Consider the following 22,366-nt stretch of genomic DNA (forward strand, 5'->3'; position numbering starts at 1 on the left):
GCAGCCTCCGAACCGATCCACGCCGCCGAAGCACCATCCGACAAAGGCGAGGCATTCCCGGCGGTGACCGTACCGCCGTCGTGCCCTGAACCCTCGGGCCGGAACACCGTCTTCAACCCCGCCAGCTTCTCCGCGGAAGAGCCGGCACGGATTCCCTCGTCACGGACCAAGTCCGTCCCCGGAACCGCGGTGACAAGGTTGTCGTAGAACCCTTCGTTCCACGCCGCATCGGCCAGGTTGTGCGAATCCGCAGCAAACTGATCCTGCCGCTCGCGCGTGATCCCGTAGCTCTCGCGCAAGCGCTCCGTGGCCTCGCCCAGCGAAATGGTCCAGTCCTTGTTCATCGCAGGGTTCACCAATCGCCAACCCAACGTGGTCGAAGCCAGGGTCATGTCACCGGCCGGGTAGGGCTTGGACGTCTTCGGCAATACCCACGGCGCACGGGACATCGACTCCGCACCGCCCACGAGCACCACGTCAGCGTCACCGGCGTTGATCTGCCGCGAAGCGATGATCGCCGCATCCAACGACGAGCCACACAAACGGTTCACGGTCGTGCCCGGAATCGAGACCGGCAAGCCGGCAAGCAGCGTAGCCATCCGGGCTACGTTGCGGTTTTCCTCGCCCGCGCCGTTCGCGTTGCCGAACACCACCTCGTCGATCCGCTCCGGATCCAGCCCCGGCGCCCTGCGCACAGACTCACGGACCACATGCGCAGCCAAATCATCGGGACGGACAGCAGCAAGCCCGGAGCCGAACTTGCCAAACGGCGTGCGCACGGCATCGTACACAAAAGCCTGGTTCATAGGTTTTCCTTATCTATCTGCCCAACTGGGTCGCAGTTGTGCGCGTTTTGAGGGGTCTAAACGCGCACTAATGCGACCTAGTTGGGTGAGTGGGCGCTAGTTGGGTGAGTTGGCGTCGAGTTCTTCGAAAACTTTCTGGGCCGTCTTGAACGCCGAGTTGGCCGACGGAACACTGCAATAGATGGCCGTTTGCAGCAGGATTTCCTTGATTTCTTCCCTGCTGAGGCCGTTGTTGAGGGCCGCCCGGACGTGCATGGCGAGCTCCTCCCAGTGACCGTGTGCCACCAGTGCCGTGAGGGTGACGGCGGAACGCATTTGCCGGCTGAGCCCCGGCCGCGTCCAGATCCCGCCCCAGGCGATCCTGGTGATCATGTCCTGGTAGTCCTCGGTGAAGGAATCCTTGTTGGCATTCGCCCGGTCAACATGGGCGTTGCCGAGCACTTCGCGACGAACCACCATGCCGGCGTCGTAAATCTCTTGCGCAGTCGCTTCGGGCTGCACGGCACCATTCCGTTCGGGGTTCACAGAGCTCACAGTCCCTTCTCCTTCATGAAGTTCCGCATCAAACCAGCCACGACGGCAGGCGCCTCCGCCGGCGCAAGGTGCGCTACGCCGTCGAGCGCTTCCACCGCGGCGAAACCTCCGCCGGCAGCGATACCCGCAGCCACCTCCTCCGCGAACGACGGCGGCGCCACGGAATCCTCGACGCCGGCAATCGCCTGGGTGGGGACAGTGATGCTGCCGAGCTGCTCGCGGACGTCGAACGCGGCGAGGGCCTCGCAGCAGAACGAGTAGCTGAAGCGGTCGGCGTCGCGGAGGGCGTGCAGGAGCCGGCTGCTGACGTCCGGCTGGCGGTCCATGAAACCAGGTGCGAACCAGCGTTCCGCCGAGCCTTGGATCATGACCGGCGTCCCCTGTGACCGCACGGTCTCCGCACGCTCATGCCACCCTTCGGGCGTGCCGAGCTTGGCACCGGTGCACTGGACTGACAGGCTGCGAAGCCGATCCCCGTGCTTGATCCCCAGCTGCAAACCTGTAGCCCCGCCGAGCGAGACGCCCGCGTAATGGAACCTGCCTCCCGGCGCCACGGAGTCGACAAGATCGACGACGGCGTCGGCCAGTTCCGCTACGTCGAAGCCGTCCGTGGCGGCTGGCGAGATGCCGTGGCCAGGCAGGTCCCAGCCGATGACGTCGTACTCGTCGCCGAGGAGGGCGGCGGTTTCGGTCCAGAGCACGGTGGATGTGCCCAGCGACGGGCCCACCACCAGTAGCGGCTTGACTCCGAGTTCGCGTTGCGGGGACAGCAGCACAGCCTTGACGGTTGGCTTAGCCACGAGGGGCTCCCTTCGTTGGTGCGATGAATTCGGGATAGGCGGCAAGAATCCGACGGCTGATTTCCGCGGCCTCGCCGAGGTAGCTTGCGGGGTCCAGCAGGGCGTCGAGCTTTTCATCGGGCAGCTTGTCCGCGGGGGCTGCTTCACGAAGGAGCTTGCGGTAGGTGTCCGCCTGCTCGGCGGCTGGAGCGGTGAGGGTTTCGTCGACGACGGCCTGCAGCTTCAGCTTTCCGTCCTCGCCCAGGAGAGGCCCGACGGCGGCCGTCACCCCTTCGCTGAGCAGCAGCGGACCCGAGATCTCAAGATTCCTGCGCATGGCGTCGGGGAACACCCGAAGGCCTTCGATGAGCTCACGGAGTTGCAGGGCCGAGCCCAGCGCAAGTGCGAGCAATTGACGCAGGGCCGGCCATTCGGTGTGCCAGGCGCCGTCCGGGCGTTCGTCGTTGAAGGTCGCAGCCGCGAGGTGCAGCTGGGATGCGAGGCCCGGAGCCTGGAGAGCCGCACTGCGGATCAGCACGGAGAGCACAGGGTTCTGTTTCTGCGGCATCGCAGAGGAAACTCCGCGTCCGGCGGCCAGTGGTTCGCCAAGCTCCCCTACCTCCGGGCGGCTCAGGAACAGGAGGTCGGCGGCGATCTTACCGAAGGAATCCAGCAAAGCAGCCAGCGAGTCCCCAAGGGAAGTGACGGACAGCCGGTTGGTGTGCCAGGGAGCAGCCGCGGGAGCCAGGCCGAGCTTCGCAGCCAAGGAATCCGCCAGCGTGAACGGCGTTTCCGAAGTCCCGGCAGTGAGCTTCGATCCGGATGCCAACGTTCCCCCTGCGCCGCCGAACTGGACTGGCAGCTTCGAGGCGGCCAAGCGCCGGGAAGCCGCAGCCACACCCTGGAACCACTGCGCAGCCCGCAGCCCAAACGTGTACGGGAGCGCATGCTGGGTCAGGCTCCTGCCCACGCACAGCGTGTCCGCATGCTGTTCCGCCAAGGTGGCGAGCGCCGTCGTCGTGCCTTTTACCTCAAGCAGCACGGCAGAAACGGCGCGGCTGGCCAGCAGCATGAGCGCGGAGTCGAGCACGTCCTGGCTGGTGAGTGAGGTGTGGACGGCTTTGGCCGCGCCGACCCCGTCAGCATCCAAGCTGCGCACGCGTGCGCGGAGTTCGCCGAGCAGCGGAATCACCGGGTTGCCGCCGCCTTGGGCGCGTTCGGCGATCGCAGCGGGGTCGTAGTAACCGGCGTCGGCGGCTTCGGCCACAACAGCGGCGGACCCTTCCGGTACGAGCCCGGCTTCCTCAAGGACGGCCGCCCAGGAGGCCTCGACGTCGAGAATGGCCGCCATCACGGCACGGTCGCCGGTCAGTGCTGTCACCGCAGGCGAAGCAGTGACGGGGCTGAGAAGGCCGAAGTCGCCGTCGGTCATGACTGTTCCGAAACCGAATCCCCAGAGGCCAAGTCCAAAGACCCGTCCTGCTGGAAATCCAGGAACACGGTCTCGTCGCCGCCCTGCAAACGGATGTCCCACGTCAGTCCGCCGTCGGGGTCGCGGCGCGCGATGAGGGTCTTGCGGCGTTCGGGGTCGAGGGAGCTCAGCAGTGGATCGTTGGCGAGTGCTTCCTCGTTTTCGGGCAGGTAGACACGGGTGAACAGGCGGTTCATCAAGCCGCGGGCGAAGACTGCCACGGAGATGAACGGCGCAGCGCCGGGCTTGAGCGGCCCGGGGTTGACCGTGGTGAAGGTGTAGACGCCGGAGTTGCCAACGGATCCACGTCCCCAACCGGTGAAGGTATATCCATCGCGGACCAGTGAGCCGGTGCGCTGGACGATGTTGCCCTCGGAATCAGGCTGCCAGATTTCGAGGATGGCGTCCGGGATGGTCTCGCCTGCGCCGTCGTACACCGTGCCTTGGAGGCGGATGCTGCCGGGGCTGCCGGGTGCCAGGAGTTCGTTGTCCTTGGTGAAAGGAAGGGCGTAGCCGTAGAAGGGCCCGACCGTCTGGCCCGGTGTGGGTGTCAGCTTGCTCATGTGCTTACTCCTCGTCCCCGGCGTCGCCGTATGCTTCGTTTTCGGTCCAGGTCCGCTTGGAACCGGTCAGGATGATGTCCCACTTGTAGCCCAGTGCCCATTCAGGGCTGGTGAGCTCGTGATCATAGGCAGCCACCAGGCGGTCGCGGGCGTCCTGGTCCACGATCGACTGGTAGATGGGGTCCAGCGGGAAGAGCTGGTCGCCGGGGAAGTACATCTGCGTGACGATGCGCTGCGTGAATTCCGAGCCGAACATGGAGAAATGGATGTGCGCCGGGCGCCAGGCGTTCAGGTGGTTCTTCCACGGGTAAGCGCCTGGCTTGATGGTGGTGAAGCTGTAGGAGCCATCAGGGCCGGTGATGCAGCGTCCGACGCCGGTGAAGTTCGGGTCGAGCGGGGCGGGGTGCTGGTCGCGCTTGTGGATGTAGCGGCCGGCGGCGTTGGCCTGCCAGATCTCCACGAGCTGACCTGCAACCGGGCGGCCGTCGCCGTCCAACACCCGGCCGGACACGATGATGCGCTCACCCTGTGGCTCGCCGTTGTGCTGGATGGTCAGGTCCGACTCCAGTGCGTGCACGTCCTGGTGCCCGAACGCCGGGGAGAACAGCTCGATGGTCTCCGGGTCGGCGTGGTGCAGGCTCTTGGTGGGGTGCCGCAGGATGGAGCTACGGTACGGCGCATAGTCCAGACGCGGCATGATCTCGGGAGCCTTGCCGTTCTTCAGTGCCTGGGCGTAACGGTCTCCGATGGCCTTGATCTCGGCACTGAGATCCGCTTGGGTTTCCACTTTCTTGGAATCATGCGCGGCGTGTGGCTCAGCTGGTGGCACGAGTTCCTCGGATTCGAGCGCTTGTGCAGAGTTGACTTGTGCAGTGTGGTCTTGCGGCACAGCCGGCTCCTTTCTATGGATTCTTGGTGTGGTTCAGGCGGTCAGGCCCGGTGGAGTGAGTCGTATTGGACGGCGTGCCGGACCGGGGCGTTGGGTGCCCCGTAGCCGTCGTATTTGCCCCGGCGTTCCACCATTTCGAAGAACACGCTGCCCACAGTGGCCGTGTAGAAGTGGAGGAATTCGCCGTTGGCGTCCCGGTCATACAGGAGATTGAGCTCCTGGAGTGTGGCCAGGAAACCGGGTTCGAGATCGAAGCGGGCATCCAGGTCCTCGTAGTAATTGGCCGGAATCTCAAGGAACGCCAGGCCGCGGTCCCGTGCTGCCCGGGCTGTTGCCACAAGGTCGTCCACGGCGAAGGCGATGTGCTCCTGGTACGTCTTCGGCCCGTGCGCCTGCTGGACCGGGGCGAGGTTGAGTACCAACCGTACGGCTCCGTTGCCGGTCTGCATGACCTGCGAGCGCACCAGGCCGCTCGGACTGGGGACCTCCGCGAACGGCTGCGGTTCCAGGGCGAGGGCGCTCGTGTAGAAGAGGACCGCTTCGTCGAAATGCTGCCAGGGCTGGGCAAGGTTGACGTGGTCAATGACCGCCGTTCGGGATGCTCGGGGATGCTCCAGCCCTTCGCCGAATTCCTGCGTCCACGCTGCGGTGCCGTCGGGGTTGCCTTGGCAGAGGAAGATCTCGGTGGAGTCCGGCGCGGAGATTCCCTGGAACACTTCTTCGTCGGCCTGGACCTTGCGGGACACCACTGGCGCCTTGAGTTGCTGGGCGCGGGCGGAGGCAATCACTGGAGAGTCGACGTCGAACCCCAGAGCGGCGATAGCCGGTTCCGCGTGCAAGGCCGCTTGCTCGCTGATGATCACGCGGGCCTGGCCCATGGTCCACAACTGGACGTCCTTGGTGCGGTGGCGGCCCTCGAACTCGAAGCCGAGCTGGCCCAGGAGCTTCTCCAGTTGGGCGGTGTCGTCGGCTTTGACCTCAGCGAAGTTGAACCCCGCGGGCTCGTTCACCTTGGGCAGCGTGGCGAGTTCCATGGGATAACGACGCCGGGTGGCGGCTTTTTCATCCGGCGCCGCGACCGTGGGGGTGCTTGCGAGCCACTTGGCACTCTGTTCCTCGAGCCAGATGAGGGAACGCATGGCATCCACGGCTGTGCGCTCCACGTCCGACTGGCGGAAGACGTCGTTGAAGACTTCAAGCGAGACGGGGCCGGTGTAGCCCGCGCGGACCACGTGGCCCATGAACTTGGCGAGCTCAAACTGTCCCTCCCCGGGGAAAACCCGGTAGTGGCGGCTCCACGAGAGCACGTCCATGGACAGCTTGGGGGCGTCGGCCACCTGAACGAAGAAGATCTTCTCCGCGTTGATGTCCTCGATCGGAGCGGTGTCCCAGTCGCGGGAAAGGATGTGGAAGGAGTCCAGGCAGGTTCCAAGGTTGGGGTGGTCGGCCAGTTCCACGAGTCGGTAGGCGTGCTCGTAGTCGTTGACGTACTTACCCCAAGCGAGGGCTTCGTAGGCAACCTTGACGCCGTGGTCTCCCGCCAACCCGGCGAGTTCGCGGAGCTGTTCGGCGCGCAGGTCATCGTCGTCAATGGTTGCCGTGGCCACGTTGGAACACACCAAGATGGTGTCCATGCCCAGGCGTGCCATGAGCTTGAACTTTGCCTCCGCCCGCTTGAGGTTGGCCTTCAGCAGGTCCGGGGTGACGCCGTCGAAATCGCGGAACGGCTGGTAAAGATCCAGGCCCAAGCCCAAGTCTGCGGCCATCTTCCGGACGTCCTCGGGGCTGAGCGGGGACGTGACGAGGTCCTGCTCGAAGATCTCGATGCCGTCGAAGCCCGCAATCGCGCAGGCCTGCATTTTTTCCTTCAGCGTGCCGGAGAGGCAAACTGTGGCGATTCCGGTGCGCATCAGTGGGCCGCCTTTACCAACGCCGGGGCTTGCTCTTCTGCTGCGATCAATGCGAGGAAGTGTTCACGCATGCGGTTGCTGTCGGCGTCCTTTCCGGTAAAGAGTTTGAAAGCGTCCGCCGCCTGACCAACTGCCATGCGGCCGCCGTCGAGCACGTCGCAGCCCTTGGCGCGCGCCTCGCGGACCAGTTGAGTCTCGATGGGGCGGTAGACGATGTCCGCCACCCAGTGGCGCGGTTCCACGAGGTCGATGTCCAGCGGCAGGCCCGGGTGAGCGGCCATGCCGATCGGGGTGCAGTGCACCAGGCCGTCGGCGAGCGGCATAATCCGGCTCAGCTCGGCGGTGCTCCGAGGGGTGACGGTAGCGGCGGGGAAGAGTGCGTTAAGTTCGGCAGCACGTTCGGTTGCGCGGTTGGCGTCCATATCCACGAGGTCCAGGTTTTTGACGCCTGCCTTAAGGAGCGCATAGGCGACGGCGGAACCGGCACCTCCGGCACCCAACTGGACCACCCGGTTGAGCTTTGCCCCTGGAAGCCCGTCCGCCATGGCCGAACCGAAGCCCGAGAAATCTGTGTTGTGGCCAATGAACCGTCCGCCCTGGATCAGGACGGTGTTGACGGCACCCAGGCGATCGGCGTCGTCGGAAATTTCGTCAAGGTGCTCCAGCACGAGCTGCTTGCAGGGGTGCGTGATGTTGAGGCCGTTGAAGCCCATCCGCTGGGCTGCTTTGAGCAAATCCCCGACGGCGGTGGCCGGCAGCGCGAGTTCCAGCAGGTCGATGGGGCGGTACAGCAAGCGAAGGCCCTGCACATCGGCTTCCCGTTCATGCATGGGCGGAGTGAGCGAGGGCATGACGCCTTCACCAATCAGGCCCACCAGAACGGATTCGGCTCGGTTGCTCATCCTCAAGCTCCTTTTACTTCGGCACCGCAGGCTGTGGTTCTGAGGCCCACTCGTCCGGGTGCATGATTCAGGTTACTACAGTTGTTCATATTCCGCACGCATGTTCTTATCGCGAACATTTGACGCGCACCCTGACCCAACTGAGTCGCAGTTAAGCGCGTTTAGAGAGGTCAAAACGCGCACTAATGCGACCTAGTTGGGTCAGCGCTGGGGCAGGCGGGCCGCGAGTTCCGCCGCGGCTTCCTGCAGGGTGGGCACGTGTGCAATGAGTTCCTCCATGCTCATGCGGAACACCGGGACCGCCGTGGCGATCGAAGCGAACGCGTGGCCTTGCGAATTGAGGATCGGGACCGCAACAGCGCGCATGCCGATCTCGTTCTCTTCATCCATCACGGCGTAGCCCTGCCGGCGGACCTGCTCGATTTCCTCGCGGAACTGGTCGCGATCGGTGATGGAGTGCTCCGTCAGCGCCTCCAGCGGGAGCTCTTCCAGGAGCCGCTTGCGCTCGATTTCCGTCTCGAAGGCAACGATCGCCTTGCCCACGGAGGTGGTGTGCAGCGCGCCCAGATGGCCGGGATCGCTGGTAACGCGGAAGGTTTTGGGGCCGTCCACCTTGTTCACGGTGAGGTGGTGGTCGCCGTCGCGGACCGAGAGGATGGTGGCTTCATGCGTGCGCTCGGTGACCCGCTGAAGGACCGGAAGCGCCGTGGCTGCGAAACCGTGATGGTTGGAGACCCGCTGCCCCAGCTGGAAAACGCGCAAACCCAGGTGGTAGCGACGGCCATCCGCCTCATAATCCACAAACCCGTCGCGGGTTAGTGAACCCAGTAGGCGATACGTGGTGCTGAACGGTAGGCCCGCGCTCCGCGCCAAGTCCGCTGCACTGGCTCCCTTTGGCTCGTTCCCAAGCAGCACCAGCAGGCTTAAAGCCTTGCCAACCATGTCGGTCTTTGTGTCCTCTTTCACACTCATAAGTGAAATGCTCTCACATTGTGAGAGCTATTTCTAGATAGTGGGGACTTCTCTTGACAAGTGACCCCACTCACAGCCACTATTGCTGTATTGCACAAGTAGCTCTCACCATGTGGTTACTTTCGGGATGGACCGGCCGCACCTCGCTTGGGTCTTCCCCTACAGCTTTATCCGCGACATCGTTGTCACAGAAGGAACTCCCCAAATGAGCCAAACCATGCCGTCAGCGACGCCAGGCACAGCCGAAACCACGGGCACACCCAAGAAAGCCGCACTCGCGAGCTTCCTGGGCAGCGCCGTCGAGTACTACGACTTCTTTATCTTTGGCTCGGCCGCAGCCTTGATCTTTCCGCACGTATTCTTCCCGGATGCCGACACGAACGCCGCGGTCATGTCCTTCGCGACGTTCGGCTTCGCCTATGTGGCCCGCCCCGTTGGTGCAGCCTTCCTCGGCCACTTCGGTGACCGCATCGGCCGGCAAAAGGTCCTGATGTTCACGCTGATCCTCATGGGTGCGGCCACCTTCGTCATCGGCTGCCTCCCCGACTTCAAGACCATCGGCTGGTGGGCTCCCATCCTCCTGGTTCTGGCCCGCCTTGCCCAGGGCCTGTCCGCTGCAGGCGAGCAGGCCGGTGCCTCCTCCATGACCTTGGAGCATGCTCCCGACAACCGACGCGCGTTCTTTACCTCCTGGACCCTGACGGGCACTCAGGGCGGCCTGATCCTGGCATCACTCGTCTTCATTCCCGTGATGGCCCTGCCCGAGGACGTGCGGTACAGCATAGGCTGGCGCATCCCGTTCTGGCTCAGCGCAGTCGTAGTCATGGTGGCCTATTTCATCCGGCGCACCCTGCACGAGCCGCCGGCCTTTGCCGAGGCCAAGAAGAGCAACCAAATCGCCAAGCTGCCCATCGCCGACCTGTTGAAGCTGCACTGGCGCGATGTACTCCGCGTCATCTGCTGCGCGTTCATTGCCGCCGTCAGCACCGTCTTCAGCACGCTGGCCATCAAATACGCCACGGACGTCGCCCAGGTCAGCAGCACCATCACGCTCTGGCTCGTGGTTGTGGCCAACGTCGTGGCCCTCGGCTCCCAGCCCCTGTTCGGTATGCTGGCGGACAAAATCGGCCGGAAGCCGGTGTTCATCTACGGCGCAGTAGCAAGCGCCATCATGACTCCGTTCTTCTTCCTAAGCTTCGAGTCCGGCTCAACGCCGCTCATGTTCCTGGCCGCCATCGTTTACTTCTCCCTCGGCTACGCAGCAGCCAATGCAGTATGGCCGTCCTTCTACGGCGAAATGTTCAGCACCAAGGTCCGCTTTTCCGGCCTCGCCATCGGTACGCAGCTCGGTTTCCTTGCCGCCGGCTTCGCTCCGACGATCGTGACGGCCATCGGTGGCACCAAGCCGGGAGGATGGGTGCAGGTTTCCATCTTCACAGCAGTCATCTGCGTCATCGCGGCGGTTTCGGCCCTGACTGCCCGCGAATCCGCCAAGATTCCGACCGCGCAGCTCGGCCTCCACAAGTAGGCCACGCTCCACCAACGCGAACGCTCCTTCCCGATTCCCGGGAGCGCCTACCGCAAACGGCAAGCGAAAAGCCCGGCATGTCCGTTGGCATGCCGGGCTTTTCCGTGGCCGAGTAAGAGCATCGCCCTAGGCAACCGGGAAGGAACGACGGCGGCCCCAACCTACCGCGGATTCAACGCCACAGGCTTGAACGCCCCGCGGCCCGTCCCCGAGTACATCAGCAGCGTCCCGTCGCCGGCCACGCCCACCACAGCAGGATCGCCGGTGCCCGTGAAGCCGTTGCCCAGAGCGGCAATGCTGGAGAACATGTTCCAGCCGGTTCCAAGGCTCACGCTCGAAAGGAACCCACCGCTCCCGTTGCCCGGGTACAGCCACAGCCCACCGTCACCGGTACGACCCACCAGGTCCTCGCGGCCGTCACCGTTGAAGTCGCCAGCCTGTAGGACGAGGTTGAACATGTTCCAGCCAGTACCGATTTGCTTGCGGGCCAGGAAACCGCCTGAGCCATTGCCCGGGTACACCCACAGCACACCGTCGGGAGACTGCGCCACGATGTCAGCTTTGGCGTCACCTGTGAAGTCGCCCGGAGCCAGCAACTGCGTGAAGCCTTGCCAGCCCGTGCCGATCTGTTTGCGCGCCAGAAACTGCCCGGTACCATCCGTCGGGTAGAGCCACAGCGTCCCATCGGATGCCCGCGCAACCAGGTCAAGGTGCCTGTCGCCGTCGAAATCACCCGCCGACAGCACCGTACTGAAGGCACCCCACCCCGAACCGACCTGCACCCGCGGCAGGAAGCTGCCGGAACCATTGCCGGGGTAAAGCCACAACGCGCCATCCGTGCCACGCGCCAGGACGTCCGCCGCGGCATCGCCGTCGAAATCGCCTGCCTCCCACACCTGCCGGAACGTATTCCAACCTGTTCCGATGGTCAGTCGATCGGCAAAGCCGCTGCCGTCGCCCGGGTAGAGCGTCATCCCTCCGCCTGCTGCGGCGGCAAGAACGTCGACGCGCTGGTCGCCCGTGAGGTCCCGGCCACCAACAATGTCGCCGGCCCCGTTCCAACCACTTCCGACGGCGGCACGCGGCAGGAAGCCACCCTTACCATCGCCGGGGTAGACAAAGAGGGTGCCGTCCGCGGCACGGGCGAGGAGCCCTGCTTTCCCACCGCCGAAGGAACCAGCCGGAGCGAGGGTGTTGAACGACTCCCAGCCTTGGCCTATCTGCCGCTGTTCAAGGAAGCCGCCAGCGCCGTTGCCGGGGTACAGCCAAAGCCGTCCGTCATTGCCCGCCGCGATCAGGTCGTTGCGGGCGTCGCCGTTGAAGTCGCCCACGGCCACAAGTTGGGTGAAGCCCTGCCAGCCGAATCCGACCTGGCTCCGCGCCAGGAAACCGCCCTTTCCGTTGCCCGGGTACAGCCAGAGTGAACCGTCGCTGGTGCGGGCGAGGAGGTCCGCGAAGCCGTCACCGTTGAAGTCGGACGTGCCCAGGACTGCGTTGAAGATGCCCCATCCGGATCCGATTTGCACGGGGTCATCGAGGCGGTTCCCCGGCAGGCCTGCGAAGAGGAGCAGGCTTCCGTCCGCTTCACGGGAAATGACGTCGGAAAGTTTGTCGCCGTCGAAGTCACCCGCTGAGAAACGCATCCGGGCCTTGAGCTTGGGGTCGGCGTTGATGGTGACCGTTGCCGATGCCGAGGACACGGAGTTGATGGTGACTTGCGTGCCCGTGTAAGTGGTGAAGGTGCTGCCGGCCTGCCACGCGTGGTTGGGGCTGTACCAACCGTTGAAAGGCCGGGTGTCGGGCATGAGGATCAGGGATGATGCAATGGTTGCCCCGCCCCGCTGGACGATCTTGACCCCACGGTTGCCGGTTTGTCCTGCCGATGACAAATAGGAGTCGTAACCAACAGCTTGCCTCAGTTCGAGGTAGTAAACCTCCCTGCTGACGGGGTCCGTGAACTTGATGGCACGCTGCGCTTCCGTTCCACCCCACGGTTTGAGCGTGTAGCTTTTGACGCCGCTGGCTACCCCGACATCGCGGATCTCGTCACCCCGCCCCAAGCTTGCGTAATCCCAGAACGTGGAACTCACAACCGGCGACGCGTATTGCGCTGCACCCATGATGTCCGTGGTGTCCCCGTACTCGCGGATGTAGCAGGAGGGGTCGGTAAATTGTCCGCTGCTGTTGACCGCGACATCCGACGCACCACTGCCGCACTGCAGCGCGTCCGCGTGCATCAAACCCATCACGTGCCCGAATTCGTGGCTGATGACATTCTTGGTGAACTCGCTGATTTGCGGCAGCAGGACCCGGCCGCTGTAGCTGCCGCTGCTGTACCCGGCGCCGAGCGCGTTTCCGGAGAGGGTGGATGTCGGGATGAAGATCACCAACGCTGTGTAGGGGTTCGGCGCCCATCTGAGCTCGCTGGTGATGGTGGACATGATGGTGCTGTAGTGGTCCGTGGACCGTGCCTTGGACTGGAATCCAGCCACTTTGCTGGCGACTGACATGGACAGTTTGTTGTCCGTCATGGCCTTCCAGTAATTACTGGTGGCCGCCACGGCCTGCTCTGCGCCGCTCATGGAAACAGCATTCGTGTTGTCCGCGAGCTTGGCCGTGACCAGCTTGACCTGGATATTGCCACCGGGCCCGGATGCGGCAACACCGTCCCGGAGGAGGGATTCGACGTCGGCAGATGCGTCCGTGGGTGGCGGGGCCTCACCCACCGGCGTCTCAAACGTATGCTCCGAGTGGGGTGTCCCCTCAATGAATTTGACGTTCGGATTATCGGGTTTGGGTTCCGGAACAGCCGAAGCCGGGGCCTGAACGAAAAACAGGCCGGTGGCGAAAACCACCAGGCCTGTGGACACCGCGATTGCACGTCGCAAAAAACCCATCGAATCTCCCGGGGACGGAGTCTGCGGTTCCTGTGAGTCTCAAGAACCGTGATCAGGTTACAGCGGAGCACTTACGCGTTCGGGAAGCACACGCCAGCAGTGCACGAGTCCTTCCATAGCTGCTGCCCTGCGCCGTCGCACCCGCCATGGAAACGCAACCATCCCGGAATGCTTACCGGCACCTAACCACGCCGAAACGCAGCGGCAACAATGCCACCCCACACTGGAATAGCCAGCAAGTGCGGGCATCAGCTCCAATTCAGGAGGACACCATGCTGAAGGAAGTCAAAACCCGGACCACACGTATACGCGCCATTAGCCAGCTCCACCGCGGAGACGAGATCGAAGCCCGCCTATCCGTAGGGCCCGCCTACGATGACGTGGTGATCCGCCGCGGACGCGTCCAGGAAACAGCGCCGGGAATCGGCGTGGTCTGGATCATGGACCACGTCTCAGGCATGCGGAAAGCCATCAATACCGACGAATGCAGCGTGTGGCGCGTCGCCTGAACACCCCTCAGTGAATCCGGGCTTGACCCTACGCCCGCTAGCCGCCGGCCACGGACTGGATAATCAAGACCTCCTGGCCCGCCGCCACTTCCGTATCAAGACCTTTCAAACGCCGGACCTCATCCCCGTTCACGTAAATATTCACGAAACGGCGGAGCGCACCGGTTTCGTCACGCAAACGCCGGGCCAGCACGGGATATTCTCCGGTCACCGTGTCCAGCAACTGTCCAACGGTCACAGCCCCGTCGGCGGACGCAGTCAGGTAGGACTGTCCGCCGACGAGAGGCTGCAGGACACCAGGCAACAGGACCGTAATGTCACCCACGGCAGGACTAACCGGCCACCGGAGCGCTGACGCCGGCTTCAGTTGAAGAACGGCTCGGGTTACCCACCACGACGGCGGCCCTGACGCACAACACGTCCGGCAAGTGTGAGGCCACTTCAGTAAAGGCCCCGCCCTCGTCGGCGCTGGCATAGACGGAACCGCCACGGGTTCCGAAGTACACGCCAACAGGTTCCGCGGTGTCCACTGCTGCGGCGTCACGCAGCACGGCGTTGTATTCGTGGTCCGGGAGGCCGGTGTGGAGCTCCGTCCAGGACTTGCCGGCGTCATCTGTGCGATGCACACTGAGCCTGCTGTCCGGCGGGATGCGTTCCCCGTCGGCCTTCAGCGGAATCACCCAGGCTGTGCCCTCACGACGCGGGTGGGTCAGCATGACGAAGCCGAAGTCAGCGGGCAACCCCTCTGCGATCGAGTCCCAGTTCTCACCATCGTCGTCCGTCCGGTACACGCCATGGTGGTTCTGCGCATAGAGACGTCCCTCGACCTTGGCGTCCGCCGCGATCTTGTGGACGCACTGGCCGAACTCGGGGTTGGGATCGGGCATGAAGTACGCCGAGATGCCCTTGTTCCGGGGCTCCCAGGAGGCGCCGCCGTCGAGCGATCTGTAAACGCCGCCCGTGCTCATGGCGATATGGACCTTCTCACCGGAGGGATCCACCACGATCGAATGTGCCGCCGCGCCACCATAACCGGCACCCCACTCGGTCCTGTGAGGGTGGTCCCAGAGCCCGCGGTTCAGCTCGAAGTGCTCGCCGCCGTCGGTGGATTTCCATACTGAAATCGGCTCACAACCGGCCCAAACGACGCCAGGGCGGGAGCCGGCGTCGGGGTAGATCTGCCAGATGCGTTCCAAGGCGGCGTCGGTGCCGTCCGGGAATTTGATGGCGCCGTGCTCCGGTTCGGTCCACGTGGCGCCAAGGTCATCGGAGTGCGCCACGGTGGGTCCCCAGTGCTCGGAACGCACACCCACCATGATGCGTGTTTTGCCGTCCCGCGTATCAATCCCGATGCTGGGTATCTCGCTCATCAGGAAGTGCGGGCCGGAGAGGGACCATTCCTTGCGGTCCGGGCTGGTAGCCAGCCACAAACCCTTCTTGGTCCCGATCGCCAAGACATAACTCTCTGCGGTATCTGCGGTAGCCATGAACCCCATCGAACCATCGTGGCGGGTGGGTGGCAACGGTTCCGCGGAGCTATGTGGAAAACCCCTCTACCGCGCCGGCCCGCACCGGCGGTGCGGATCTTGGAAAAAGTCCGAGTCAAGGGTAGGTCGCTGGCTCACCGCACGGGGCTGGTCTCGCGTTGTGTGACGTCGGCTGCGCCACACTCGGGTTCGTCCATCCCTTCACGGACTAGCGGGCAGTGCGGTTAAGTTGAACTAAACCGAAGGAGTACCTGTGCTCGATATCCGCCGCCTGCATATTCTCAAGACACTCGAGCTTGAGGGCACCATGACGGCCGCAGCCGCAAAGCTGCACATGACTACGTCCGCCGTCAGCCAGCAGCTTGCAGTGCTTGAGAAAGAGGCCGGCCTGGCGCTCCTGGTCAGGACCGGCCGGAAGGTCCGGCTGACCGAGGCCGGTGCCATGCTGGTTGAGCATTTTGGCCGGATCGCATCGGAGGTCGAAGCCGCCGAGGCAACCCTGAAGAAGTTCCAGACGGACGTCCGCGGACGACTCGCCATCAGCGCGTTCCCGAGTTTCTGCAGCACGGTGCTTCCCTCTGCGGTCATGTCCCTCCAAGCTGCGTACCCGAGGCTGGACGTCACCATCTCCGACCTCGAACCACTACAGAGCGTGGCGCAACTCAGGGCCGGAAACATCGACATCGCCGTGATTGACGATCTCCACGAGATACAGGACGAGGGCCTGGTAAAAACTGTCCTGGCCCGCGACGAGATCATCCTCATCCTGCCCCGTGATCGTCACGTGCCTGAGCCTGGCGCTGCCGTCCACCTCCCGGACTACGCGCACGAAAGCTGGGTCCTGGATCAGGAGGGCAGTGTCTTTGAACAATTCGTCCTGCAAACGTGCAGGCAGGCCGGCTTCACCCCGAAGGTCATTGCAAACTGCCGGAACCTCATGGCGACGCTGGGACTGGTCCGCGGCGGTTTGGGCGTTGCCCTCATGAGCGAACTGAACCTGGGCCGCGAAACCGAGGACCTGCAGGTACGCCGCGTCGATCCGAGTTGCGGCCGAAACATCATCATCCTGTACAGGGCCGCGAGCAAAGCCGCCCCCGCCATTACGGCCGCCATCGAAGAACTCAGGATCGCCACCGAAGCACGTCCCACGGCTTGATCGTTAAGCGCAGCTTGACGGTCAGTTCACTAATTCCCGATGGACGCCCGCCCTCACTGCCGCCAAAGTTGAAAGGGAACCCAACTCCCCGCTCCCTGGAGGATCCCATGGCCCTGAGCGCCCTCGATCTGTTCTCAATCGGCATCGGCCCGTCGTCGTCCCACACCGTGGGTCCCATGCGCGCGGCCCGCACCTTCATCGATGCGCTGGAGCGGGATGGAAAGCTCGACGCCGTTGATCGCGTTCACGCCGGATTGTTCGGTTCGTTGGGGGCTACTGGAAAAGGGCACGGCTCAGACAAGGCCGTGATCCTCGGGTTCATGGGCGAGCTTCCGGAGACGGTGGATCCCATGGCCGCTGACGGTATGGTTGCCGAAGCGACCGAGGCGAAGAAGATCCTCCTGGCCGGGCGGCGGATGATCTCCTTCAACAGGCCAAAGGACGTTGTGCTCCACATGCGCCAGTCCTTGCCGGCGCACCCGAACGGCATGCGTTTCCAGGCGCTCGACGGCCAGGGAAACGTTGTCTCCGAGCGGGTGTTCTACTCAGTCGGCGGCGGCTTCGTGGTGGACGAGGACGCCGTGGGGAAAGTGCAGCAAGACACCGTGGCACTCCGCTACCCCTTCAGCAACGCGGAGGAACTGCTTGCCCACTGCGAGCGCGAGGGCCTGGCCATCAGCGACATCATGCTGGCCAACGAAAGCGCCTGGCGCAGTGAAGAAGACACCCGATCCGAGCTCCTGCGGATATGGGAAACCATGAAGGAGTGTGTATCGCGCGGCTGTAGCCGCACGGAAGAGCACCTGCCCGGAAACCTGATGGTCCGCCGTCGTGCGCCCCGCCTGTTTGCCGACCTGCAAACCAAAGACGATGCGAGCGATCCTTTGCGCGCCGTGGACTGGGTAAACCTGTTCGCGCTGGCAGTGAATGAAGAGAACGCCACCGGCGGACGCGTTGTCACCGCGCCCACCAACGGCGCAGCGGGAATCATCCCCGCAGTCCTGCACTACTACATGAAGTTCGTCCCCGGCGCGTCGGAAGAGCACGTGGTCCGGTTCCTGCTCACCGCAGCGGCCATCGGTGTCCTCTTCAAGACGAACGCCTCCATCTCGGGGGCCGAGGTGGGCTGCCAGGGCGAGGTCGGTTCAGCCTGTTCCATGGCGGCCGGCGCGCTGTGCGAAATCCTGGGCGGAACCCCGCAGCAGGTGGAAAACGCCGCCGAAATCGGAATCGAGCACAACCTCGGCCTGACCTGCGATCCGGTGGGCGGCCTGGTTCAGATCCCGTGCATCGAGCGCAACGCGATGGCCAGCAACAAGGCCATCAACGCCGCCCGGATCAGCCTGCGCGGGGACGGCATCCACCACGTCTCCTTGGACACCGCCATCAAGACCATGCGGGAAACCGGCGCGGACATGAAGAGCAAGTACAAGGAAACGTCGCGCGGCGGCCTCGCGGTCAACGTCATCGCCTGCTGACGGCGCGCCGCCCGTTTTCCCAAGGTGAACGCTTGCCCAAGGTGGGTCACCTGACGGGTGGACCTAGTTGTGAAGCGAGGGCGTCCTGGCCGGTGTCGTACGGCGGGAGCCGGTGGCTTCGAAGGCGGCCGCCAAGCGCAAGAGGTTGTTGTCCTGGTAGGCCTTTCCTGCGATCGTCAGGCCAACGGGCATGCCGGTATCGGACATTGTTCCCATGGGTACAGTAACCGTGGGAATGCCCAGGTGACGTGGAACAAGGTTGCCGTTGGCTACCCAGACTCCGTTGCGCCAGGCGACGTCGGCACTGCCTTCATTCACGTCGGCATCGGCGGGGGCAACATCGGCGACCGCAGGGAAGATCACGGCATCGAGTCCTAGCCCGTCCATCCACAGCTCCAGGTCCAGGACCCGGGTCTGCTCAAGGCCCACGATTCCGTCTTTCAGTTCCGGGATGGCCGTCAGCTCGGGGACACCGTTGCGGCGGACGAACGACGGGTACTCGGCGATGTCATCATCGAAACCGTCGTAGCGGTCGCGAAGTGCCCCGTCGGGATGCGGGAAAATCATGCCTCCATCAACGTCGGCCAGGCAGTGCAGCTTGGGATCACCATTGGTGACCAGGAAGTCATTCCATGCCCACGCGGAGAGGTCCACGATTTCGCGTTGCAGGTATTCTTCGCTGACAAGTCCGCGGGTCTTGATGGTGGGCGCTCCTGGCCGATCGCCTTCGTAGTTGCTGACCACGGGGAAGTCGACTTCGATGACTTCTGCTCCGGCTGCTTCAAGGTCTTTGCGTGCCGCTTCCCAAAGTTCGATGACCGAAGCCCTGGTTTCTATGCGCTGCCCGGTTGGGCCTCCGATTCCGGGCGTGGGAGCCGTGCCCGCTTCCGGGTCGGCGTTGATGTACATTTTCGGCACACCGAAGCGCTTGCCGGCCAAAGCAGCCTTCGCCTCGCCGGGGTTCCGCACAGCCAGGGAGGGGTAGGAAGCGGGGCGCACCTGGGAAGCCCTGGGGATGTGGATCCAATGCTGGACGCGCCAGAAGTCGCCACGCTCGTCGTCGTCGTCGGCAACGATCACGTCGAGTACTTCGAGCAGATCGGCCATACTGCGGGCGTGCGGTACGACGACGTCCATGGTGGGTACCAGGGGCCAGTTGCCGCGCATGGAGATGACCCCGCGGGAGGGGGTGTAGGCGCAGAGGGCGTTGTTCGAAGCCGGCGCGCGGCCCGAGGACCAGGTCTCTTCCGCGAGCCCGAAAGCTGCGAAGCTGGCCGCTGTCGCCGTGCCTGATCCATTGGAGGAGCCGGAGCCGAAGGCCGAGGTGAGGTAGTCCCCGTTGTAGGGGCTTTCGGCCCGCCCGTACAGGCCCCTTTGCATACCGCCGTTGGCCATGGGTGGCATGTTCGTCAGTCCCATCAGCACCGCGCCCGCCTTGCGCAACTGCTCGATGGTGAAGGCGTCCTGGTGGGCAACAAGGTCGGCGAAAGCCGGGGACCCTGCAGCGACAGTCAGGCCCTTGACCTTGTAGCTGTTCTTCGCTGTGTACGGAATGCCGTCCAAAGGACCGAGGATTTTGCCGTTGCTGCGACGCACATCCGATGCCCGGGCTTCTTCAAGCGCTGTGGGGTTGGGGATGACAACCGAGTTCAACTCCGGCCCGGCATGATCGAAGCGCCCGATGCGTTCAGCGTATTGCCCGACCAACTGCACGCTCGTGACCGTGCCGGCCTCAAGGGCCGCCCTGAGATCGGCGATGCCGGCCTCGAATACATCAAAAGTGCTCATGGTCGTTCTTTCTGGCTCTTTAGGCCAGACCCGCATCATCTCCGACGGGGGCCCCGGCGCACCTCAAAGTTCAATAAATGAATGGCATTCATTATTGCTGATGATGCCCCTTTGCCACAAGCGTGCTGCTTGATGAGCCCAAGTCCGGAACGTCCGGTCAGGAGCCGGATCTGGTGTCGAACGCGGCCGCCGATTCCCGGAGGAGACGGGCCACCGTATCCACAGGCAGGCTCGTGGCCCTTCGCCGGTCGAATCGTCGCAGGGCGATGTGCCGCGTCCCCAAACCGGGAACGTCCAAAAAGTCCACTTGATCCTGGGCGACTCCGGTCACTGCCAACGTGGGCACGATCGCAACCCCCTCGCCTGCGGCGACTAATGAGAGCGCGGTGAGCGTGTCCTGGTACTGGTGGATTGTCTCGATCCGGGCACCGGTCGAGTGGCGGAGGCGTCCGAGCACAGCATCGTTGGCCGCCGAAGGCTCGACTCCCAGCCAGGGCAACGGCAAGCGGCTCAGATCGATATTCTCGGTCGTGAGCAGGGATCCTGCCGGCACAACCAACTTCCATGGTTCATCCATCAGGGGCTCTTCCACCATGCCCGCTGCCAGCGGGTGCTGCACGGCCGCCGTCGAATCCTGTTCAACGACAACAGCATCGAGCTGGCGCTGACGGAACAACCTCATCAGGGCCGGGAAGCTGTCCTCGACTATGTGGATCTGCAGCTGGGGATACTGGTTGCGCCACTCGGGAAGGCGCGGAATCACCACCGTGCGCATGAAGCTGGTGAATCCGCCCACGCGCACGACGCCGGCGACTTTCGCTTCACCCTGCATGCGGGCGCGGGCGACGTTGAGGGCCCGTTCTATCTCCTCGGCGGCCTCTGCCATCGCCAAACCGGCCGGCGTCAGCACGGAACCTTTCGGGGTTCGGGTGATCAACGCCTGCCCCGCTTCTGCCTCGAGTTTGCTGAGCTGCTGGGAAACGGCTGACGGCGTAATCCGGAGCTCATCTGCGGCCGCGAGAACGCCGCCGGTTCGGGCGACAGCAAGCAACACAAGCAGTCGGCGGGGGTCCATTTCCATGTTTAGAGATCCTAAATATGGGCTTCAGAGAAATGCAATTGAACTTAACCAAATTCTCCACCAATATCTATTGCAGAGCCACCTGTCGGCTCACATCCACCCAAAATTCCGCCCGCCTTCCCAGGCTCGGCGCCAACTCGTGAAGGGACTGCAATGGAACTGCTGTGGGAAATTGTCGGATGGACCGGTGCCGCGGCGATGCTTGGTGCCTTCCTGGCAGTGTCCATGGGTTGGTTGAAGCCGGGGATCGGCTTCCAGGCCATCAACCTGTTTGGTGCGTGCGCCTTCATCATCAACGGCTTGCTGCACGGCGCGTGGCCCTCTGTTGTCACCAACATTGCCTGGTTCCTGATCTCCAGCATCGCGATCCTTCGGATGCGGGCCAAGCAGCGGACGACCGAAAACGTTACCGCAGCTCCCGAGGTGAAGGCTTACACAACAACGGACACCGGAACCCACATGGTGGTCCCGGCCGCCAACTGCCCGTAGTTTGCAACGCACGCCGCATCACACAAGGTAACCTTCCGGCGTCGTCATTGGATCCGGCGCCTATTCTGGGCAGTAGCCGCCGCCTGACAAGAAGGAACGCCATGCCCAGCCCCGACCGCCCGCTCCGCAAGCTTGGATTCCTCACGATCGGCCTGTTCGATCCAGCAGATCCCGCTGCGGGGCACAGGTCAACACTGGAGATCATCGAACTCGGCGAGCGCCTGGGTTTCGACAGCGCTTGGCTGCGTCACCGTCACCTGCAGTTCGGGATCTCCTCCCCCGTGGCGGTGATGGCTGCCGCCAGCCAGAGGACCTCCCGAATTGAGTTGGGAACCGCGGTGACTCCGCTGGGCTGGGAGAATCCTTTGCGCCTGGCTGAGGACCTGGCAACGGTGGACCTGCTCAGCGACGGCCGCATCAATCCGGGAGTCAGCGTGGGTGAACCGATGAACTACGGCACCGTGAAGCACCAGCTGTACCCGGATACAGCAGACACGGAGGACTTCAGCTACGCCCGCGTGGAACGGTTTGCGCGCCTGGTCGCAGGGGAGAAAGTGCGGGAGTTTTCCGGGAAGCAGGGCGTGGTGGAGGAGTTCTCCAACAGGGTGGAGCCGCACTCTCCGGGGCTGCGCGACCGCCTTTGGTATGGGGCGGCGAGCCTGAAGTCGGCCATCTGGGCCGGGGAGAACGGCTTCAACCTGCTCTCCAGCAGCGTAGTTTTCCCCGGTCCCGATGAGGAGCCGGACTTCGCCGAGGTCCAGCAAAGGCAGATCCGGGCGTTCCGCGAGGCTGCCCCGGGAAACAAAGCAAGGGTCTCGCAGGGTCTGGTGGTCATCCCGACAGATTCTGCCTCACCCGCCCAAAAGGAGAAGTACCAGCGCTACGTTGATGAACGCACTCCGCGGACCAGCGCCCCGCAAGGACCGAAGGGCATGCTGTTCGCCCGGGACCTCATAGGGACCAGCGATGACATCGCCGAGCAGCTGTACGCCCACAAAGGGTTCCAGGAAGTTGATGAGGTGGCCTTCGCACTACCCTTCAGCTTCGACCATGAAGACTATGTGCAGATCCTCACGGACATTGCAGACAAGCTGGGACCCGCGTTGGGCTGGGCACCGGCGGAATAA

Annotated in this window: 20 protein-coding genes; 6 read left to right on the plus strand and 14 right to left on the minus strand. The window is 63.8% G+C overall.

What is annotated here, in order from left to right:
• From AB0N65_RS10985 to AB0N65_RS11025, 9 genes are all read right to left on the minus strand, one after another.
• Positions 1-806 (minus strand): thiolase family protein (locus AB0N65_RS10985; protein WP_364161043.1); only part of this gene is annotated, 806 nt, incomplete at its 3' end.
• A gap of 96 nt (positions 807-902) precedes the next feature.
• On the minus strand, positions 903-1,340 hold the full coding sequence (gene pcaC / locus AB0N65_RS10990) for a 4-carboxymuconolactone decarboxylase (RefSeq protein ID WP_364161045.1): 438 nt from the start codon (positions 1,338-1,340) through the stop codon (positions 903-905).
• Positions 1,337-2,140 carry an alpha/beta fold hydrolase gene (locus tag AB0N65_RS10995; RefSeq protein WP_364161047.1) on the minus strand — a complete coding sequence of 268 codons (804 nt, stop codon included), beginning with the start codon at positions 2,138-2,140 and terminating at the stop codon, positions 1,337-1,339. Before AB0N65_RS10995 ends, pcaC begins: the two co-directional genes overlap by 4 nt.
• On the minus strand, positions 2,133-3,551 hold the full coding sequence (locus AB0N65_RS11000) for a lyase family protein (RefSeq protein ID WP_364161049.1): 1,419 nt from the start codon (positions 3,549-3,551) through the stop codon (positions 2,133-2,135). Before AB0N65_RS11000 ends, AB0N65_RS10995 begins: the two co-directional genes overlap by 8 nt.
• Entirely contained in the window at positions 3,548-4,153 is a 606-nt protein-coding gene (gene pcaG, locus AB0N65_RS11005) for a protocatechuate 3,4-dioxygenase subunit alpha (RefSeq protein ID WP_364161051.1), read from the minus strand. The genes AB0N65_RS11000 and pcaG overlap by 4 nt, the downstream gene beginning before the upstream one ends.
• Before the next feature lie 4 nt (positions 4,154-4,157).
• The gene (pcaH, locus tag AB0N65_RS11010) at positions 4,158-5,042 is read right to left on the minus strand and encodes a protocatechuate 3,4-dioxygenase subunit beta (protein ID WP_364161053.1); all 885 of its coding nucleotides are present in this window, start codon (positions 5,040-5,042) and stop codon (positions 4,158-4,160) included.
• Between the two features lie 41 nt (positions 5,043-5,083).
• Complete coding sequence (locus tag AB0N65_RS11015; RefSeq protein WP_364161055.1) at positions 5,084-6,952, minus strand: TIM barrel protein; 1,869 nt, start codon at positions 6,950-6,952, stop codon at positions 5,084-5,086.
• Positions 6,952-7,854 (minus strand): shikimate dehydrogenase, encoded by a 903-nt coding sequence (locus tag AB0N65_RS11020; protein ID WP_364161057.1) that lies wholly within the window; start codon positions 7,852-7,854, stop codon positions 6,952-6,954. Before AB0N65_RS11020 ends, AB0N65_RS11015 begins: the two co-directional genes overlap by 1 nt.
• 201 nt (positions 7,855-8,055) lie before the next feature.
• The gene (locus tag AB0N65_RS11025; protein WP_364161059.1) at positions 8,056-8,826 is read right to left on the minus strand and encodes an IclR family transcriptional regulator; all 771 of its coding nucleotides are present in this window, start codon (positions 8,824-8,826) and stop codon (positions 8,056-8,058) included.
• 205 nt (positions 8,827-9,031) lie between these two features.
• Between AB0N65_RS11025 and AB0N65_RS11030 the strand changes: the two genes are divergently transcribed.
• Positions 9,032-10,354 (plus strand): MFS transporter, encoded by a 1,323-nt coding sequence (locus AB0N65_RS11030; protein ID WP_364161061.1) that lies wholly within the window; start codon positions 9,032-9,034, stop codon positions 10,352-10,354.
• A gap of 161 nt (positions 10,355-10,515) precedes the next feature.
• Here the strand turns inward: AB0N65_RS11030 and AB0N65_RS11035 are convergent, their stop codons facing one another.
• The gene (locus AB0N65_RS11035) at positions 10,516-13,251 is read right to left on the minus strand and encodes a VCBS repeat-containing protein (RefSeq protein WP_364161063.1); all 2,736 of its coding nucleotides are present in this window, start codon (positions 13,249-13,251) and stop codon (positions 10,516-10,518) included.
• Between the two features lie 272 nt (positions 13,252-13,523).
• On the opposite strand from AB0N65_RS11035, the gene AB0N65_RS11040 reads away from it, so the two are divergent.
• A complete protein-coding gene (locus AB0N65_RS11040) occupies positions 13,524-13,760 on the plus strand; it encodes a hypothetical protein (protein WP_364161064.1) in 237 nt (78 codons plus the stop codon).
• Positions 13,761-13,797: 37 nt separating this feature from the next.
• Here the strand turns inward: AB0N65_RS11040 and AB0N65_RS11045 are convergent, their stop codons facing one another.
• Both AB0N65_RS11045 and AB0N65_RS11050 read right to left on the minus strand, forming a co-directional pair.
• Positions 13,798-14,085, minus strand: a complete 288-nt coding sequence (locus AB0N65_RS11045) for a MoaD/ThiS family protein (RefSeq protein WP_364161065.1) — start codon at positions 14,083-14,085, stop codon at positions 13,798-13,800.
• Positions 14,086-14,092: 7 nt separating this feature from the next.
• On the minus strand, positions 14,093-15,256 hold the full coding sequence (locus AB0N65_RS11050) for an exo-alpha-sialidase (RefSeq protein WP_364161066.1): 1,164 nt from the start codon (positions 15,254-15,256) through the stop codon (positions 14,093-14,095).
• Positions 15,257-15,500: 244 nt separating this feature from the next.
• Between AB0N65_RS11050 and AB0N65_RS11055 the strand changes: the two genes are divergently transcribed.
• Both AB0N65_RS11055 and AB0N65_RS11060 read left to right on the plus strand, forming a co-directional pair.
• Positions 15,501-16,403: a LysR substrate-binding domain-containing protein gene (locus AB0N65_RS11055; RefSeq protein ID WP_364161068.1), complete on the plus strand. Its 903-nt coding sequence runs from the start codon at positions 15,501-15,503 to the stop codon at positions 16,401-16,403.
• A gap of 107 nt (positions 16,404-16,510) precedes the next feature.
• On the plus strand, positions 16,511-17,881 hold the full coding sequence (locus AB0N65_RS11060; protein ID WP_364161070.1) for an L-serine ammonia-lyase: 1,371 nt from the start codon (positions 16,511-16,513) through the stop codon (positions 17,879-17,881).
• Positions 17,882-17,944: 63 nt separating this feature from the next.
• Here the strand turns inward: AB0N65_RS11060 and AB0N65_RS11065 are convergent, their stop codons facing one another.
• The gene (locus AB0N65_RS11065; protein ID WP_364161072.1) at positions 17,945-19,669 is read right to left on the minus strand and encodes an amidase; all 1,725 of its coding nucleotides are present in this window, start codon (positions 19,667-19,669) and stop codon (positions 17,945-17,947) included.
• Positions 19,670-19,826: 157 nt separating this feature from the next.
• Positions 19,827-20,750 carry a LysR family transcriptional regulator gene (locus AB0N65_RS11070; RefSeq protein ID WP_364161074.1) on the minus strand — a complete coding sequence of 308 codons (924 nt, stop codon included), beginning with the start codon at positions 20,748-20,750 and terminating at the stop codon, positions 19,827-19,829.
• Positions 20,751-20,903: 153 nt separating this feature from the next.
• On the opposite strand from AB0N65_RS11070, the gene AB0N65_RS11075 reads away from it, so the two are divergent.
• Both AB0N65_RS11075 and AB0N65_RS11080 read left to right on the plus strand, forming a co-directional pair.
• Complete coding sequence (locus AB0N65_RS11075) at positions 20,904-21,239, plus strand: hypothetical protein (protein ID WP_364161076.1); 336 nt, start codon at positions 20,904-20,906, stop codon at positions 21,237-21,239.
• A gap of 101 nt (positions 21,240-21,340) precedes the next feature.
• Entirely contained in the window at positions 21,341-22,366 is a 1,026-nt protein-coding gene (locus AB0N65_RS11080; RefSeq protein WP_364161078.1) for an LLM class flavin-dependent oxidoreductase, read from the plus strand.

Source organism: Paenarthrobacter sp. NPDC089322 (assembly GCF_040684895.1).
Classification (GTDB): domain Bacteria; phylum Actinomycetota; class Actinomycetes; order Actinomycetales; family Micrococcaceae; genus Arthrobacter.